A 17,575-nucleotide genomic window follows, 5' to 3' on the forward strand; every position below is an offset into this window, starting at 1 on the left:
GGCTGCTGTTTCTGCTACTCGCGAGGAGTAGCTTGTTCAAGCCGATTCGATGTCGCTACCTTGCCGTACCATAGCCCAGAGTCTTTGATCGTGCGTTTCTGGTCGCGGAAGTCGACATAGGTCAGGCCGAAGCGTTGCGAGTAACCCTCAGCCCATTCAAAGTTGTCCAACAAGCTCCAGGCGTGATATCCGCGGACATCGGCTCCGTCCTTGATCGCTCGTGCCAGCTCTGCCAAATGATCACGATAATACGCAATGCGTTGTTTGTCGGGAACGTGACCGCCTGCACCGGCAAAGGGCGTATCTCCGTAGCTGCAGCCATTCTCGGTGATTTCGATAATCGGCTTGTTATATTCACGGGTGATCTGCGTGACAATGTCGTACATGCCCCAAGGCCAGATCTCCCAGCCGAAGTCGGTCAACTGACCATCGCTGCCACTCTTCGCATCGAGGTGTAAGGCCGCTTCCGTGACCTTACCGGACGAGGTGGCTGATGATGGTCCAGGATCGGAAACGATACGACGGAAGTAATAGTTAATTCCGATCCAATCGAGCGGCGCTTGCATGAGCTTTTCGTCTCCGGAGCGGAAGCCCATCACCTCAAGCGGAGTCTCTCCGTAGAAAGCTTTCGGATATGTGCCATGGATTGCGGTATGCAGGAACCAAACATTATTGAAGGCATGGAAGCGTGCAGCAGCAGCCTTATCTGCCTCATCGTTTTTAGCCGGAGTCGCGGGAGACATGCTGAATGCCGTACCCACTTTACTCTTAGGCGATACTGCTTTCATGGCACGGAAGGCCTCGCCTTGCGCGATGTTTACGGTGTGCGACGCCTTAAGGAATTGCTCAAAATCTGTTTTGCCGGGGGCATGGATTCCTGAAGCATAACCCAGGTAAGTAAAGACCCACGGTTCATTGAAAATGGCCCAAGTCCGGACTCGATCTCCCAGAGCCTTGGTGACAATCCCTGCATATTCTGCGAAGCGAGCCGCTAGATCCCGATTAGGCCATCCCCCTTGATCTTCCAGTGCCTGTGGCAGATCCCAGTGATAGAGCGTGCACAAGGGACGGATATCTGCTTCTAGCAGCGCATCTACCAAGCGGCTATAGTAATCAAGACCACCTTGGTTCACCGGTCCGGAACCAATCGGCTGGATGCGAGGCCAGGCTACGGAGAAGCGATAGCTCTTCTGATGGAGTTGCTTCATGAGTGCTATATCTTCTTTGTAGCGATGGAATTGATCGCAGGCCGTGTCGCCAGTAGCTGCTCCCTTTATTTTACTTGCTGTATGGGCGAAACGATCCCAGATAGACTCTCCCTTACCTTCAGCATTCCATGCTCCTTCCACCTGATATGCGGCAGTTGCTGTGCCCCAGAAGAAGTTATCCGGAAAGCGGGCACCTGCAACATCGATTTTGGGCATTAGTGAACCGGAAGGCGGCGCATAGAGTCCGTTCAAGGCGAAGCCACGCTGTGAGATCAAGGCACTGCCTGCAAGTGCGAAGGAGCTACTGACAAACTGGCGGCGATTCATATACACGATCCTTTCTTATGGAAGGAATCTTGATTAGCACTTCAGTCATAGCTGGCGGGAAGGATAGCGCGGTTTCAGATAGAGTGTGTAAGCCATGAAACTCCCATGTTTCCCCAAGCTAATCTTTTACTAATTACAACATTGACAGGTAGTTAGAGCATTTCCCGAAATACTGTGAACTTTCCAAGTAAGGTGAAGAGCGGCTTTCATTGCTTCGGTCTACATCTTTTCGGGAGATGCTCGAGTTGCCCCCGTAGCCATTCTTTGCAAAATAGCTACGGGGTTCTGTTAATTAGCTGTTACTGGTTCTGTATTGTGATCTTCTGCTTCACGCCCAGATCTTGCGACGATCCACCGACTGCGATCGTGTATTCGCCCGGAGCCAATAACCATTGATCCTTACTCTCATCAAAAATGGAAAGATATTGGGGATCAATTGAGATGCTTACTTCACGGCTTTCGCCGGGGTTGAGCTTGACTTTGGACCAGCCGATCAGACGCTTCGGTGGTTCTCCCGTATTGGTTGGCATGTAAGCATAGACCTGAGCGATTTCCGCCCCGGCACGCTTGCCCGTATTCTTGACCTGGAAGCTCACCGTAACATTGGGTGCGGAAGTTACTTTAAGTCCCGAATAAGCATAAGAGGTATAGGAGAGGCCATGGCCGAAGGGGAAGAGTACAGGCTTGTTCTCTGCGTCATACCACTTATATCCAACCTTCAGACCCTCATCGTAGCGGACCGTATAAGCCGATTCCGGATTTGCATGGGTGTTGACTGCGGCTCTACCCTCGTTCCGTTCTGCTTCCGAAGGCTGTGCAATCTGAGGACGTGGCAGATCGCTCTCGCTCTTCGGGAAAGTGAGCGGTAGCTTTGCAGAGGGATTCACCTCGCCGGTGAGAACATTGGCGACGGCCTCTGCTCCGCGGCTTCCTGCGTACCACGCTTCGAGGATGCTGGCGACTTTATTTGCCCAGGGCATCGTAACGGGACCACCGGTCTCAAGCACCACGATCGTATGTGGATTCGCCGCTGCAACCTGTTCAATCAGCTGATCCTGATTTAAAGGCAGTGCCAAGCTTGGCAGATCCATGCCTTCACTCTCCCACTGATAGGCGAAGACAATCGCTACATCGGAGGATTTGGCCAGCGCAGCAGCAGCGGCAGCATCTTCTCCGGAGTTGAATTCGACCTGGGCATTCGGCAGCTTTGCTTTAATCGTCTTGAGCGGAGATGTGGGGAACCAGACCTGATCCTGCCACTTTGTTTCTCCCTGTCCTGGAGGCATGATGGCATTTCCGCCCGGAGGGTCAACTTGTGCGGAGCCACCGCCGGAGATCATACCTACATCGGCATGGGGGCCGATCACGGCGACTTTTTTGAGCTTTGCAGCGTTCAGTGGCAGTTGGTCCTTCTCATTCTTTAGAAGGACGATGCTTTGTTCGGCGATTCGTTGGGCAACTTCGAATCCTCCCATCACGTCCACAACGCTCTTCTTGATTGGGTGATCTACAACACCAGCAGTAAATTCAGCCCAAAGGATGCGGCGTGCATGGTCGTCTATCTCGGCCATGGGGACTTTGCCTTCTTCTACTGCCTTCTTTAGCTCGTCGCCAAAAAAGTCAGCTAACGGCTCCTCGTGATCCAAGCCTGCTGCCGAGGCCTTTACTGTACTGTGAGTACCACCCCAATCCGATAAAACGAAGCCCTTAAACTTCCAATCTCTTTTCAGAACCTCGTTCAGCAGGTATTTGTTCTCGCAGGCATAATCGCTGTTTACGCGGTTATACGAGCACATGAAAGCTACGGCGTTCGAATCCTTCAGGCCGATTTCGAAGGCGAGAAGATCGCTCTCCCGCATCGCTCTCTTGGAGACGATGACATTCACAATGTTGCGTCCGGTCTCCTGATCGTTGAGAGCGTAATGCTTGATGTCTCCAATGACGTGCTGGGCCTGCAATCCCTTCATGACTTGTCCGACCAGTTTGCCGGACAGGATTGGATCTTCACCCATATATTCGAAGGTTCGTCCATTGCGAGGCTCTCTGGTGAGGTTCACTCCACCACCGAGAGACATGTTGTAACCTTGTGCTCGCAATTCACGGCCGATCAGAGCTCCGTATTCGTAGGCAGCCTCCAGATCCCAACTGGATGCTGCTCCGACATTTGAGGGTAAGGCGGTGGAGTACTTGCCGTTTTCGCCGCTGGATCGTACGCCATATGCAGCATCGGACATTTGAATGGGAGGAATTCCTAGGCGGGGGATACCAACCGCGTATCCGGCTCCTCCGTTTGATTGCCAGAGAAGAGGCATGCTCTTGGGCCAGTGCGGCATGCCATTTCCATGTAGCAGTGAAATCTTCTCATCCAAGGTCATCTGTTTCAGCACCAGTTCGGCTCGTTCCTCGGAAGAAAGAGAGGTATTCATCCAGGGGCGAGGTTCCGTAGGGGTGAAGTTTTGCGCGACGGACGGAATCGAGAGGAGCGCTCCCGCCATTAATGCGAGTCCCAGGAAATTTTTGTGAGTCTTCATTTGTCCTTTGCCAGCTATACTTCCGAAAAGATCCGACGGTACAGACGGATCTCATTTAATAAAACGTTTAACTATAATTCATCGCTACGAAAGATGTACATACGGAATTTCCGTAAAAGCAGTTTCCTCTGGTGATAGGGATTCGAGGCGTGTAAGTGGTCTGACATCATCACTTTGTTGCAGCCGGAACTCCTATTGTTCGATGACTCTCTGCCCGGATTCTGGAGCAGGGAACAGCGTAGGCAGGAAGCCCTCCGGGGTATGAAAAGACAGCAGAAGTTTTACCGGGGGACTTAGGTTATTGGACGCTCCGTCCCGGTATCTGACAAAAACTTGGACCTGTCCTGCACACCGCGCTGATCCTGCGGTTCCGGCCTCCTCCAGTTCTGTAATGTTTTTGTCATGGCGTTGTTTGCAGAGTCTAGGAGCGCGAAAATGTATGTAACTGAAATGTGCTCATTTGCAGGGCCGCGAGCTATCTGAGCTTATGTAATGTGCCTGCTATTGGAGGAAGCCAATGAATATTCTGCTCATCTATCCTCAATTTCCCGATACCTATTGGAGCTTCCGACATGCCCTTTCTTTTCAGGGAAAGCGAGCTGCTCAGCCTCCGTTGGGCCTGATGACCGTGGCCGCACTGCTTCCCAAGAGCTGGCAAAAACGATTGATCGATACCAATGTGGAGTCGCTTCGCGATAAGGATCTGGCGTGGGCCGATGTTGCCTTCTTGAGTGCTATGCACATTCAGCAGCCGCATTTGACCACAATTCTGGAGCGCTGTCGTGCCCGTGGTCTGAAAACGATTGTTGGCGGTCCGATTACCAGCAGTCTTGGCGATGTCTTACAGGCAGATAGCTTTGTTATTGGTGAGGCCGAAGATATCATGGCCGACCTGGCCAAAGATCTGGAGGCCGGAACTCTCAAGAGCCAATATCAAGCAGGAGAGCGGCCTTCCATGGAGCATAGCCCGCTGCCGGATCTTAGTCTGATCAAGATGCGTCGTTATAGTACTATGACGGTTCAGTATTCCCGTGGATGTCCCTTTAATTGCGAGTTCTGCGACATTATTGAAATTTACGGCAGACGTCCACGAACAAAGGCTATAAACCAGGTGCTTGCCGAACTTGACCAGTTGTACCGTGCCGGTTGGCGAGGGGCGGTCTTTGTTGTAGACGATAACTTCATCGGTAACAAGAGGCGCGCCAAGGAGTTATTACAGGCATTGGTGGAGTGGGGCGAGAGCCGTCATTACCCATTCCGTTTTATTACGGAAGCTTCCCTCAATCTGGCCGATGACCTGGAATTGCTTGAGTTGATGCAGGCTGCTAAGTTTACTTCCATTTTCTTGGGAATCGAGACTCCGGAAGAGTCCAGCTTGATCGCAAACAATAAGCTGCAGAATACGCGACGGGATCTTCTCGACAGCGTGCGTATTATTCAGGGCTTCGGGATTGAAGTCATGGGTGGTTTCATCCTGGGCTTCGATACCGATCGCGAAGATATCTTCGACCGGATGGTCGATTTCATTCAGAAAAGCGCCATTCCTATTGCCATGGTTGGTCTGCTTCAGGCTATGCCTGGCACGCAGCTCTTCCGTCGTTTGAAGGCGGAGGGCCGAATCGTGGATTCTGGCGAAGGGAATAATACCGATTGCAAGATGAACTTTCTGCCGCGAATGGATTCGGCAAGGTTGGTTGAAGGATATCGCTCTGTATTACAGAGAATTTACAACTGTGATGCTTACTATGAACGCGTAAAGTTATTCCTGGGGCGTTGTAGTGTGCCGAGTGGATCGAGCTATTCGCAATATCTGACTTATGACAACATGCGAGCCTTAGTGCTTTCCATCTTTCGTCAGGGAGTATTAGGACGGACGCGCCTGAGTTATTGGAAGTTTCTGCTAACTGTCGCGACGCGTTATCGCCACTCCTTTGGGGCGGCAATGACCCTCGCCGTGATGGGATATCACTTTCAGGTAATGACCGAGCGTTTGCTGGAGAACGAGTAGGGAAGAGCTAAAGCATTTCCCGCAAAGAAGACCACGACACAGAAGCAAACGCAGCTTATCGCCAAAGACCGGATCCAGATCCCCGGCAAATCTGTCGTTGGTTTGCTGGGAAGGAAAGAAAGCTGCTCTTCTCTATCGCGGGCAAGTCTATACCTAGGCAAGGAATGTTCTAGGCATCCCTCGGCAATTCAAGGCTAACGGGGCACCGAAACTGAAGTGTTCGCTGCCCCGTTGGTCGAAGCCAAAGTCTTGCTGGCTCTTGATGGGTGGAGTATTTCTAAAGCTAAATTGCTCTAGTAACGACTACGTCCGCCGCTGTGTCCACGGGAACCGCCGCGGTCACGATCACGATATCCGCCGCCACTCGATCCCTTTTGGGCCTGATAGCAATCTTTGCAAAATACCGGACGATCCCCCCTGGGCTCAAAAGGAACTGTGGTTTGCTGACCACACCCCGAGCAAATTACCGGCGTTCCCTGGGACTGCATGGAGCGATATCCGGAGCCGCCTCCCTGTCCTTGTTCGTTCTTTTTCGCTTGCCGACAGGGTTTGCAACGCTTTGGTGTTGAGTATCCGCGTTCTCTGAAGAATGCCTGATCCTCAGCTGAAAATGTAAATTCCTGTCCGCAGTCGCTACAGGTAAGTTGAATATTCTCCGACATTTCGCTCCTCGATTCCTAGTCCACTTCTAATAAATTGAGCCCGAATAATTCTGGGGTTGGTATTGCACCTGGGTTAATTGCGTCTAGACTAGGAGCAGGGAGGGTAGTAGTGCGATCTACTCTTGTCTACGCAGCTTCTTGCAAGTTGCCTAATCGTTTTCTCCTTTGCCAGACTACCGCAAAGGCGACCCGGAAGTTTCACGCTCCATTCACCGCACCCTCGGCGACCATAAACAGAGTTCTAGAGGACATCGCATCACGTAAAACTACCAGGATCTAGGTGGCCGCGTCCAAGGGTTGCGGTGGAGTATAACTCTTGGACGCATGATCTTGCTCGTTTTTTAGGAGATCGAGTCAGGCTGAAAGTTCTGATACACGATAATGCTTCATCGAAATTGACAGAGTTTTCTCCAGTTTACGCAGTTCTCGCTTCTCTGCCGGAATTGCAAAGGTTGAGGCTACCCCGTGGCTGGAGGCTCGTCCTGTCCGTCCTACGCGGTGCACAAAATCCTCTGCGACCTTTGGCATATCGTAGTTTACAACGTGCGCGATGTGCGCAACATCGATACCACGGGCAGCTACATCTGTCGCAACCAGAATACGGTGACGTCCTTCGGAGAAGCTACGCAGGGCGGCATTCCGTTGGGACTGCGACCGGTCTCCGTGGATCTGTGTAGCCTTCCATCCTGAGTGGTTTAGCTTTTTGGCAACCCGGTCTGCACCATGTTTTGTCCGGACAAAAACCAGGAAGCTACCCTTTTCAGCGTTTAGGAGGTGCTGCAATAACTCAAGCTTCTTCTCTTGTTGGACCTCAAACGACCGCAATTCGATATTTTCCGAGGGCTTCAGAACCGATCCGATCTCGATCCGTACCGGGTCCTTCAGGTACTCACGGACCACCTGTTTGATCTGTGTGTCCAATGTAGCTGAATAGCAGAGTGTCTGTCGCTCAGCCGGAATAGAGGATACGATTCGCCGGATGGCTGGCTTGAATCCCATGTCGAGCATGCGATCTACCTCGTCGAATACTAGAGTTTGAATCCGATCCAGTTTGACGAGTTTTCTGTTGAGGTAATCTTCCAGCCGCCCCGGAGTTGCCACGAGCAGGCTTGCTCCACGACGCACTGCTTGCAGTTGGGGGCCTTCTGCAACACCGCCGACGATCAGGGCTACTCCGATATTGGTTCCCGTGTTGAGCGTCCGAAAGGCTTTCTCGACCTGCATTGCAAGCTCGCGGGTGGGAAGAAGGATCAGCGCCGAAGCCTGCTTTATTTTCGGCTGGCTCTGGAGCTTTTCAATGATGGGAATCAAGAAGCTGAGGGTCTTCCCTGTACCGGTTTGTGCGGTGGCCAGAACATCACGACCGTCCAGAGCCGGGGGAATGGCTTCGGACTGTACCGGAGTGGGAGTAACAAAATTGATTGCTGCTAAGCGTTTCTTTAATGACGGGGAAAGATTGAAATCTGAAAATTGATTCACTTGTTCCTTGAACTATGTGCGGACATACGTGCGTATAGCACGTGCCGACACGACTTTATGCTCATCAGCGGAACGCACGATGCGTTCTGATGAGACTCAAAATTTAAATTTGCGTAGGGAAGTTTCGGAATGAATTAAATCCGTAGGTCAAAAGGAAAATCTCTCAACCAGCATCTGCCGCACGCTGCCTCTATGATGAAGCGCCTTGCTCCATCCATCCGTCTCTTTATCCTTTTCTGCCAGACGGATCACGCTGTAGGGCTTGGGTATTACGTGCTAGAGCATTTCGTCGCATCGTAAGGGTGCTATCCAAACGATAACTAAAAGCAGTTCTCCTTCGTGGAGAGCTACGCAGACTTTCTATGGCTTCAGTCTGCACCCATGCGAGAAAAACTGAGGCGGTCAAGCTTTTTGAAGGCGAGAACGGCTCACAACCAATCACTGAGCGTAGGTTTACTGTATCACAAGCTCATGCCCAAACGTGACAAAGAGGAAAAGCTGGAAATCGAATCGATGATTGCATCTGGTTTTAATCCGTACTTCCTGTTCTGAATTGGGACAGATATTTCTGAGCTGGCGAGGGAAGGTGCCCCATGAGGGGCACTCACTCGACCCAAAGACGATTACGCACTAAGACTCACAGATTCAGAGGCTTGCGGCAGAATTGGGAAGCCTATTCTTTCAAGATCTCTTCTTAGACCTTCGGTGGATTGAAAGCGAACAGCCTGGATTCCGACTGCCTGAGCTCCTTCTACATTCGCCTGTCTGTCATCGACAAACAATGTTTCCCCGGCTGGTGTTCCGAGACATTCCAGACAATGACGATAGATGTCTGGATGCGGCTTGATTACTTTGATATCGCAGGAGAAGACATGACAGCTGAAGTAATTCAGCCACTCAAAGTTTTCGAGCATGAAGAGCTTCATGGAATTTGTCATGTTGGAAAGGATTGCCGTTGGCACGCCTGCGTCATGTAAAGCTTTAAGCCACTCGATCATGACGGGATTGATCCGGCTCCACATTTGGATGTCCCAGAGTGGAAGCTTGGCGGCAAGATCCTCATCGAGGTCTACGCCTGTGCTCTTTGCAAATTCTCTCCAATAATCTTCGGTCGAGATGATTCCCTGATCGTAGGGATTACGGCTTCGAGCATAGATCTCCGGGAACTGCTCTCGGTCAAGCCGGAAAATACCAGCCAGACGATCGACGACTTCCGGTGCAGGGCGTTCGCACAGTACTTCACCGTAGTCCAGAATCACAGCGCGAATGGGTGAAGAATTCGTCATATGAAAGCCGTGCTTTTCTGCCATTGCTCCTCCTCAGGAATTGTCCTGAAGCGATAATCTCGAATTCGCTTTGTTTCGTCCAATGAATCTATTTTTGCTTTGTGATAACTTTCAGGCATGTATATGGAGCCGGACATCTTGCGGTCCTTCATCGTGCTGGCTGAAGAACTGCATTTCCGTAAGGCTTCCGAGCGGCTCTTCCTCTCCCAGCCCGCGCTTAGCAAGCAGATCCAGAGGCTTGAGGAGCAGATCGGAGGAGCATTGTTTGCCCGGACCCGGCGGAAGGTGGTCTTAACTGAAGCGGGAAAGGTGTTGCTGCCGATGGCCCGGCGGTTACTCCACGATGCAGAAGAGGCCATGGTGCGGACGCGAGACGCTGCCGTAGGTCGAGCCGGGACCTTGCGTGTGGGCTTCGGAATTGCTGCCGTCTCAGAGATCCTGCCGCGAGCTCTTCTACAATTCCGTTCCTCCTACGAGCATGTGGAGCTTCAGGTGAGTGACACTCCTACCCCGACCCAGATTGCAGCTCTTCTCGATGGGCGAATGGATATAGGAATTGTGCGTTTACCGGTTGCGCATCCTGAGCTCTACAGCTTTCCTCTTTTCCGGGAACGGTTAGTAGCCGTCACCCCGAAATCTGTTCCCTATAAACCTGCGGAGGGCTTGGCCAGTTTGCGGAATCGGCCATTCATCTTTCTTCAGCGGTCGATTTCAGAGACATTTCACGATCATGCATTAGCCGTTTGTCGACATGCCGGATTTGCTCCTCGTATCGTGCAGGAAGCAACGGAGTTATATACGATTCTCAATTTGGTTCGAGCCGGTCTTGGTGTTTCTCTTGTTGCTAGCGCGGTTGTTCGCATGCATGTTCCCGGGATTCGTTTCCACGAATTGAACATGCCGGAGGCAGAGTGGGAGATTGGCGTTACGTGGAATAAGTTGTCAGAGAAGCAGGAGCTTATCTCTAAGTTTGCTTCGGCACTGAAGGAAGCCGCTTCCAGTTAGGTTAGGGTGCAGGGATATCCGGTAGCAGTCCGTACCGTGGGTACTGCACGTGATAAACAGCATTTCCTTTCCACGGACTTATTTATTTACGTTCGATTTTTTTCGATAGCCACTGCTTTCGTTCCCTCGGGCTCAGTCGTTCAATTGCATATCTGAGCGTTGTTCTAGGCATGGAAGTGCAGTGCGTTTCCAGGAAGCAGAGCAGCTGGGACTTGTCTCGTTTGCCTACTTCGCGCAAAGCCCAACCAACTGCTTTATGAATCAAATCATGTGAATCGGAAAGCAACGTTTCTGCCATACAGAGAGTATCTTTTGTATCTCCCTCACGAAGGAAGGAGAAGGTCGCCAGAATGGCAATGCGTCTCTCCCACAGGCTGGATGAGGAAACGAGCGACTTCAGTACATCTCGTTTCCGGTGCAGCAAATGACGGCCGACAATATATGGTGCAGAGGTATCAACCAGATCCCAATTATTAATACATTGCGTATGAACGAGATAGAACTGGAAGATGTTTTCACGTTCTTCCTCGGAGCCGCTTTCGTATTGCGCTACTAGAATCTCAAGAGCCGTAAATCGGTATTCATGAATAGGGGAGAGTAGAAGTTTCTCAACATCTTTTAGTGGTAGTGTGCGGAAACTGTGGGCTACCTTTCTTTGGAGTGGGACCGTAATTCCTATGAAGCGATCACCCTCTCCGTACTGCCCTGTACCGGTTTTGAAATAACGGGCGAGAAGTTGTGCCCGATTTCCATCTGCCAGCGATTCGAGCTCTTTCTTTAGCTGCTGTAAGGAGGGTTTCGTCTCGGACTTTCTCTTTGACTCTTTCATTCGATTCGTTCCAATCCTCTTGCTCAACAGAAATTGTACTCAAGAAGATCTTGTATTCCTCTTCTCTTCAATAACTTGCCCAATCGGCCGAAATAGAAAATATTTTCTTTATCCTTCTCTTGGTAAATAACAACGGCCATCAAATTCCCAAAACAACCCTCCGGCACGGCCCCGGACGGGGAACCTTGTTCCTGGAGTGTATGGAATAGGAGAGAAGAACCGATATAGAGGGAAAGAAGGCGGAGAAATTCTGTCTTCACAGCTTTGGGGGGAAATGTCCAAATGTTTCAGGCTTTGAAAAAGTACGATCCCCTGCAAGACGATCCGAAAGTTCCTGTCAGTCTGCTGCATCATTGTGCCTCTCTACTTCTGTCCGGAGTAGCGCACAGCATGTATGGTTTCGACCGCACGGAAAAGGCGATGCTGAAAGGCCGTTTGGAGCGCCTGTCAGAAGAGCTTGCTTCGGAAATAGAAGAACAGGAACTGCTGGAAACCATCGAAAAGATCACCAGAGTTTTCGATATATATAACCAACATTGTGAGCAGCATGTTGCCTCCGCGGCGGCCGAAGCTCGCCACACCATTAAGTTATTGCTTGAAATTTTGTCGAAGAAGGAATTTGCAATAGAAACTGTTTCTGTCTTACAGGCATCGCGCGAACTACTCGATGAAGCTCGTACCTCCGAAGATATTCGTGTGATCCGAAAGAAGCTTGAGCGATATCTATGGCGGCAGGGAGACGTGAATGAGCCGGAGAGAAAGCCGGACGAACTCGATGCCGGGGTACCCAGGAGTCATCCCTATCTGGTTGAAAGCTCTACAGGGTTGCGGGGCAGAGCGGCGGCTATGGATTGTATCGCGGCAGCTATCCGGCAGCGTCGCTTAAGTTATGGGGTCATTATTCGTCTCGATTGCTTACCTGCGATTCAGAGCCGCTATGGAGACGATGCAGCTCAAGATTTTCTCAATGCCGTTTCGCACTCGCTGGTTCAGGCTCTACAAGGGACGGATGTCCTCTTTCATTGGGGAAAAAACTGCCTTTTCGCTGTATTGAACCGAAATCTATCCCCCGAATCCATGTCGCACGAAGTACATCGGCTGGCACAGATAAAGCGTGAACTACGGATTGAGGTCGACGGAAGGTCGGTTATGTTTGCCGTGCCGACTTCTACAGAATTTTTCCCAATTTCTTCTTCTTCGGATTTACAGTTTGCGGTCGAGAAGATCGATCGGTTTGCTGCCACAGAGTATTAGGACGGTTGTTTGGGAGGCATTATGTCAGCCAGAGATCAGGCATGGGCAGAAGCGCATCAGCAGGAAGCTGCAGAGCAATTTCGGCAGCTATTCGAAGATGCGCCGGTGGCCTATCACGAACTCAACATGCAAGGAGTGGTACAGCGAGTAAACAACGCAGAGTGCAAGATGCTTGAGTATTCTCCGGAGGAGATGCTGGGGAGGCATATCTGCGATTTCGCTGCACCGCAGGATGCGGAGAAATGCCGTAATGCCTTCGTGTTTAAGATTACGGGCAAGAAGCAAACTGGGGTGCCCTTTATTCGGGCTTATCGGACCAAGAGCAATCGCGAGATTATGCTCGAGATTCATGATCAGCTGATGCGTGATTCTGAAGGGAAGATCATCGGCATGCGGTCCGCTCTGATCGATGTTACCCAACGGCTTGAAGCGGAATCTTCTCTTCGTAGTGCTCATCGATGGCTAGACCGGATCTTTTATTCAATAGATAAAGCTGTTCTGGCTCTGGATAGAGAAGGACTGGTTAGGTTTTTGAATCCTCGGGCCGAGAAGCTTCTTGGTTGGGCACCGAAGGACATCGTAGGAATTTCTCTTGCAGAGCAATTTCCTGCGACCTTCTCCCCCGATCCTAAATATCCTCCATATTCGCTTCAGACGGTATTAGCGGACCCCTGGCAGGGAGGTATTACCTTCCTTACGGGGCTTGAAGCAAAACAGGAGGCGCGTGTCATTACGGCACCGATTCTCACCGAAGACAAAGAGTGCCTGGGTGTCGTGATGGTTTTAAGACCGTGGCACAGAATGCGGGCTCAGGGTGGACAAGAGGAGTAACTGCTATGTGGACTATTGAACAGGATGCTGTTGAGCAATATCGCCAATTGTTTGAAGAATCTCCCGTAGCCTACCATGAGCTGAATTTGGAAGGCATCGTGCAACGTGTAAGTAATGCTGAATGTGCGATGTTGGAATACTCGCGGGAGGAGATGATTGGCCGGCACATCTCCAAGTTTGTTGCTCCCTATGAGAAGCAAGCATGTTTGCAGACCTTCTCTCGTAAGATTCATGGAGAGTTGCCGCCCGGTCCGCACTATCGCCATTACAGAACCAAGAGCAATCAGGACATTGCTGTCGAAATTTACGATCATCTCCTGCGCAGTCCGGCAGGAAAGGTGCTCGGAATTCGATCGGCACTGATCGATGTGACTAAGCGTTTGGCAGATGAAAAGGCAATGAAAGAGCGTCAGCTATGGCTGGATAGGATCTTCCAATCGTTTCCGGATGCAATTGTTATTGTCGATACCCTGGGCTTGGTCAAACAGATGAATGCGCGAGCCGAGGAACTACTAGGCTGGAAGGCGTCGTCCTTGCTCGGAAAGCCTCTGTTGAGAGCCACCCATACAACCACCTCACCGTCGTCACTTGATGGACATGCTTATACTTCACGCCAAGGCATCGTTGAGCCGTGGGCGGGCATATCTACCTTTCTCACAGAAGAGAATGAGACGAAGAGTCTTTTCGTTGCGACCTCGCCTCTGCTTACCTCCGATGATGTTTGTATCGGAATTGTGCTGTCGTTCGATCCTTTGGACGAAGAATAGGATTTTCAGGGGTTGGTATGAATCTGGATCTTGGAAGCTGACTAAGTTGTTATTAGACCGGATAGTATCAAGCCCTGACTTCTGTCATGACGTTGAAGTTTTGCAATCGTGATGGAGACGGGAATCAGCTACGGGATTCGGGATTGAGAATGCCTGCAATAGCTGCGACCATGGTTTCCCATTTGGAGCGATCATGAGCAAGCTGCTTCTTGCCTAACGCTGTAATCTTGTAAAACTTTGCTCTCTGGTTCTGCTCCGTTTGCCCCCATTCGGATGTGATCCATCCTTGTCGCTCCATGCGGTGTAGTGCCGGATAAAGTGAGCCTGTTTCGACCTGCAGCACCTCACCCGATTGCGCACGAATGGCCTGGCTAAGCCCATATCCGTGCAGTGTGCCCCATTGGAGTTGCTGGAGAATGAGCATGTCGAGTGTTCCTTGCAAAAGCTCGATCCGGTTGCGATATGGTTCGTTGGAAGACTTCATTGGATGTAGACACTCTACAGGTATAAGACCTGCGGTGTCCATGGGAATCGAATTGTAAGGTTTTGTCAGAGCGGAAACTTTTGTTTGGCTTTGCTGTTCAATGCAGTTGTGTTCGTCTTCTTTCCTGTTGGTGAAAAGAGAAAGCGGGAGTGTCATGTCTCTCACACGACGTTCTTTCCAACTGTTGTTTACGGCAGCTTTGCTTGGTCTAACGGCGATTTCTTCCCAGGCCGCGGAGACCGTTCTGGTTCCTCGGGCAGATGGAGCACAAGTGCCATTGCGGGTATATGCTGCATCGTCCAAAGATTGTGCACCGCTCGCGCTTCTGTCACCTGGAGCCGGCGGAGATGAAAATGGGTTGGCTTATTTGGCGCAAGGCCTGCAAATACAAGGATGGACGGCAATTGTCCTTGGACATCGAGAAAGTGGTCCCAACATCCTGCGCAGAGATATTGCTCGAGCCGGTATCCGAGGCGGCCTTGAAGAGTTGACTACGGATACCGGTGCTTACAAAGCCCGTTTGATGGATATCGCCGCTGCTCTTGCGTGGTCCGATCGAAAGTGCCAGGCTCCGATACGTGTATTGCTTGGCCATTCCATGGGTGCTGCTACCGTCATGCTCGAAGCCGGTGCGAGAAATAATCTCGGTGTCCAAGGTAAAGACCGCTTTCAGGCTTACGTAGCTCTGTCACCTCAAGGGCCGGGCTCAATTTTCCCCGAGCAGGCCTGGAGTGGAATTCGCAAGCCCGTATTTGTTATTACCGGAACGAGAGATCGGGCTTTGGAAGGGAATTGGCAGACGCGAGAGATCCCCTTTTATCAAATGCCCGCAGGGTGCAAATGGCTTGGCGTTGTAGATGGGGCTTCGCATATGCAACTGGGTGGTGGGGATCCTTCCGGGCAGGTGCAGGGCTCGGTAATTAAAGTAGTTACAGCCTTTCTTTCAGGCATTCGGCACAATAGCTGCATTAGCCCGGCCGATAGCCCGATTCCTCTGCAGACCAAATAGCTCCAGGCGAAATTTCTTCAAGGGAAAAATTCTTCTTGCATTGTACTAGTAGACTAGTACAATAGCTGGCTAGATGAAACAGCCTGGACAATCCGTCGCTCCAAGTTTTGTCTTCCGCCTCGACTCTCGCAGTGGTGTGCCTGTCTTTCGGCAGATCATTGACCAGGTTTTGGCGGGCATTGCCTCCGGAGCTCTCTCTCCTGGGGACCGGCTACCAACTGTACGTCAGGTTGCCGTAGATCTTGCCATCAACCCCAACACTGTTTTGCGGGCCTATCGGGAGATGGAAATTCGTGGCATTACTGACTCTCAGCAGGGAACCGGGACCTTCATTTCTAACCAAAAGATCGAGCGGTCGCAGGTAGAGCATGAAAGAGTGCTAGCGCAGCTTGTGAGCGAGTTTGTCGCTCGGGCTGGAGCGGGCGGCTTCACCGTTCAGGATCTTATTACTGCTCTCCGCGAATTGTCCCCTGATGGGGACAGAAAGAAGAGGTAAGTATGGTCAAGCTTGCGAACTTCAATTCTGTTGCTGTTTGGACATTCCTCATATGTCTGTCAGCAGGAGCTATTCCCACTGCTTTGACCCACCATCCTGCCTATGTTATTGCAGGGACTTTGGTGGGTGCTTACTTCCTCTATGCGATCAATGTCGTGAATCAGTGGGAGCGCGTTGCTGTTCTGCGCTTCGGAAAATACCGCGGATTGCGTGGACCTGGGATATTTTTCATCATTCCGATAATCGAGACTCTCAGCCGCTATGTCGATCAACGAATACGATTGGCTAGCGTAAGTGCAGAGTCGACACTTACTCGCGATACCGTTCCAGTCAACGTGGATGCGATTGTCTTCTGGATGGTCTGGGACGCAGAAAAGGCCATTCTCGAGGTACAGGATTTTACCGAGGCGGTTACCCTAAGCTCGCATACAGCGCTTCGGGAATCCATTGGCCGTCATGAGCTGGCCCAGATGGTTACGGATCGTGAGGCGCTAGGTGCCGAGCTTCAAAAGATTCTTGACGCAAAGACTACCTCTTGGGGGATCACCGTCCAGTCTGTAGAAATACGGGATGTTCGAATTCCATCAGGACTGGAAAATGCCATGTCGCAGCAAGCGCAAGCAGAGCGTGAACGACAAGCGCGCGTGATTCTCGGTGAAGCCGAAGTGCAGGTATCGGATCAGTTCGCGCAAGCCTCCCGTGTTTATAACGACAATCCCGGAGCGCTGCATCTACGTGCAATGAATATGCTTTACGAAGCCATTCGCGAAAAGGGTTCCATGGTCATTGTTCCCTCGTCTGCCGTGGAGACAATGGGGTTAGGCGGAACGTTGTCTATGGCTTCAATAGCAAAGCAGCAGTAATAAAGGAGCTGCGTATGAAGAGGTTAGTCCTAAGTCTGGCCCTCTTCTCTGCATGCATATGTCTCGAATGGGTAATTTGCCGTTCAAGTTCTGTGCAGGCCGATGTTAAGTCGTCTGCATTCTCCCATGCTTCGTCTTGCAATGGACGGAAGGCGTGGTGGGTTGCGCTCTCCGATGTTCATACCATTCTGCGTGCCGAAGTGGATAAAAGACGAATCCTGCTGGAAGTGGAGGGGCGAGGAGAGTGCTATCGGTTACTTCGTCTTCAGATGTTGTTCATCAGAAACGGGGAGCCGGTCTAGAGCAGAATCAGGGTAGATGTATCCGTAAGCCACAGAGGATCGCGCAGCTTGTCCGTCAAGAAAAGCTGCTCTTAGCACTTGCCGGATCGGACACAGTAACCCTGATTCCGCTCTAGAGCCATTCTTGGCAGCTTTTTGCTCTGAAGCGATGTCTCTCTTGTAGCGGGGGAACTGGGCCGGAGAACTGCGTGGCCATTGTTGTCCGAAGAAAAAAATCCCGTCTTCATTCATACA

General features: G+C 51.2%; 16 protein-coding genes. 9 read left to right on the forward strand and 7 right to left on the reverse strand.

Annotated features, from left to right (window positions below; all coding sequences use genetic code 11):
- Positions 1-14: 14 nt before the first annotated feature.
- Together AC6I7T_RS25195 and AC6I7T_RS25200 are read right to left on the reverse strand one after the other, a co-directional pair.
- Entirely contained in the window at positions 15-1,535 is a 1,521-nt protein-coding gene (locus AC6I7T_RS25195; RefSeq protein ID WP_497790526.1) for a GH1 family beta-glucosidase, read from the reverse strand.
- A gap of 299 nt (positions 1,536-1,834) precedes the next feature.
- Positions 1,835-4,066: a beta-glucosidase gene (locus tag AC6I7T_RS25200; protein ID WP_497790527.1), complete on the reverse strand. Its 2,232-nt coding sequence runs from the start codon at positions 4,064-4,066 to the stop codon at positions 1,835-1,837.
- 517 nt (positions 4,067-4,583) lie between these two features.
- Here AC6I7T_RS25200 and AC6I7T_RS25205 point away from each other — a divergent pair.
- Entirely contained in the window at positions 4,584-6,074 is a 1,491-nt protein-coding gene (locus AC6I7T_RS25205; protein WP_497790528.1) for a B12-binding domain-containing radical SAM protein, read from the forward strand.
- A gap of 293 nt (positions 6,075-6,367) precedes the next feature.
- On the opposite strand, the gene AC6I7T_RS25210 is transcribed toward AC6I7T_RS25205, so the two are convergent.
- The 3 genes from AC6I7T_RS25210 to AC6I7T_RS25220 all read right to left on the reverse strand — a co-directional run bounded on the left by AC6I7T_RS25210 (position 6,368) and on the right by AC6I7T_RS25220 (position 9,525).
- Positions 6,368-6,736 carry a CxxC-x17-CxxC domain-containing protein gene (locus tag AC6I7T_RS25210; protein WP_497790529.1) on the reverse strand — a complete coding sequence of 123 codons (369 nt, stop codon included), beginning with the start codon at positions 6,734-6,736 and terminating at the stop codon, positions 6,368-6,370.
- A gap of 354 nt (positions 6,737-7,090) precedes the next feature.
- A complete protein-coding gene (locus tag AC6I7T_RS25215) occupies positions 7,091-8,215 on the reverse strand; it encodes a DEAD/DEAH box helicase (RefSeq protein WP_497790530.1) in 1,125 nt (374 codons plus the stop codon).
- 623 nt (positions 8,216-8,838) lie between these two features.
- Positions 8,839-9,525, reverse strand: a complete 687-nt coding sequence (locus AC6I7T_RS25220) for an HAD family hydrolase (RefSeq protein WP_497790531.1) — start codon at positions 9,523-9,525, stop codon at positions 8,839-8,841.
- Between the two features lie 114 nt (positions 9,526-9,639).
- Between AC6I7T_RS25220 and AC6I7T_RS25225 the strand changes: the two genes are divergently transcribed.
- Positions 9,640-10,506, forward strand: a complete 867-nt coding sequence (locus AC6I7T_RS25225) for a LysR substrate-binding domain-containing protein (RefSeq protein ID WP_497790532.1) — start codon at positions 9,640-9,642, stop codon at positions 10,504-10,506.
- 82 nt (positions 10,507-10,588) lie between these two features.
- Here AC6I7T_RS25225 and AC6I7T_RS25230 read toward each other — a convergent pair whose 3' ends face one another.
- Positions 10,589-11,335 (reverse strand): DNA alkylation repair protein, encoded by a 747-nt coding sequence (locus AC6I7T_RS25230; RefSeq protein WP_497790533.1) that lies wholly within the window; start codon positions 11,333-11,335, stop codon positions 10,589-10,591.
- Positions 11,336-11,617: 282 nt separating this feature from the next.
- Between AC6I7T_RS25230 and AC6I7T_RS25235 the strand changes: the two genes are divergently transcribed.
- The 3 genes from AC6I7T_RS25235 to AC6I7T_RS25245 are packed head-to-tail and all read left to right on the forward strand — an operon-like array spanning position 11,618 to position 14,187.
- Positions 11,618-12,589, forward strand: coding sequence for a diguanylate cyclase domain-containing protein (locus AC6I7T_RS25235; protein WP_497790534.1), 972 nt, complete (start codon positions 11,618-11,620; stop codon positions 12,587-12,589).
- 21 nt (positions 12,590-12,610) lie between these two features.
- Positions 12,611-13,420 carry a PAS domain-containing protein gene (locus AC6I7T_RS25240; protein ID WP_497790535.1) on the forward strand — a complete coding sequence of 270 codons (810 nt, stop codon included), beginning with the start codon at positions 12,611-12,613 and terminating at the stop codon, positions 13,418-13,420.
- 5 nt (positions 13,421-13,425) lie between these two features.
- Positions 13,426-14,187 carry a PAS domain-containing protein gene (locus AC6I7T_RS25245; protein ID WP_497790536.1) on the forward strand — a complete coding sequence of 254 codons (762 nt, stop codon included), beginning with the start codon at positions 13,426-13,428 and terminating at the stop codon, positions 14,185-14,187.
- Between the two features lie 124 nt (positions 14,188-14,311).
- Here the strand turns inward: AC6I7T_RS25245 and AC6I7T_RS25250 are convergent, their stop codons facing one another.
- Positions 14,312-14,671 (reverse strand): PadR family transcriptional regulator, encoded by a 360-nt coding sequence (locus AC6I7T_RS25250; RefSeq protein ID WP_497790537.1) that lies wholly within the window; start codon positions 14,669-14,671, stop codon positions 14,312-14,314.
- Between the two features lie 154 nt (positions 14,672-14,825).
- Between AC6I7T_RS25250 and AC6I7T_RS25255 the strand changes: the two genes are divergently transcribed.
- The 4 genes from AC6I7T_RS25255 (at position 14,826) to AC6I7T_RS25270 (ending at position 17,341) form a co-directional block, all read left to right on the forward strand.
- Complete coding sequence (locus tag AC6I7T_RS25255; protein ID WP_497790538.1) at positions 14,826-15,680, forward strand: alpha/beta hydrolase family protein; 855 nt, start codon at positions 14,826-14,828, stop codon at positions 15,678-15,680.
- Between the two features lie 73 nt (positions 15,681-15,753).
- Positions 15,754-16,176: a GntR family transcriptional regulator gene (locus AC6I7T_RS25260; protein WP_497790539.1), complete on the forward strand. Its 423-nt coding sequence runs from the start codon at positions 15,754-15,756 to the stop codon at positions 16,174-16,176.
- 2 nt (positions 16,177-16,178) lie between these two features.
- On the forward strand, positions 16,179-17,039 hold the full coding sequence (locus AC6I7T_RS25265; RefSeq protein ID WP_497790540.1) for a slipin family protein: 861 nt from the start codon (positions 16,179-16,181) through the stop codon (positions 17,037-17,039).
- A gap of 14 nt (positions 17,040-17,053) precedes the next feature.
- On the forward strand, positions 17,054-17,341 hold the full coding sequence (locus AC6I7T_RS25270) for a hypothetical protein (protein WP_497790541.1): 288 nt from the start codon (positions 17,054-17,056) through the stop codon (positions 17,339-17,341).
- Positions 17,342-17,575 lie beyond the last annotated feature (234 nt).

This window comes from Humiphilus diazotrophicus (genome assembly GCF_059726315.1).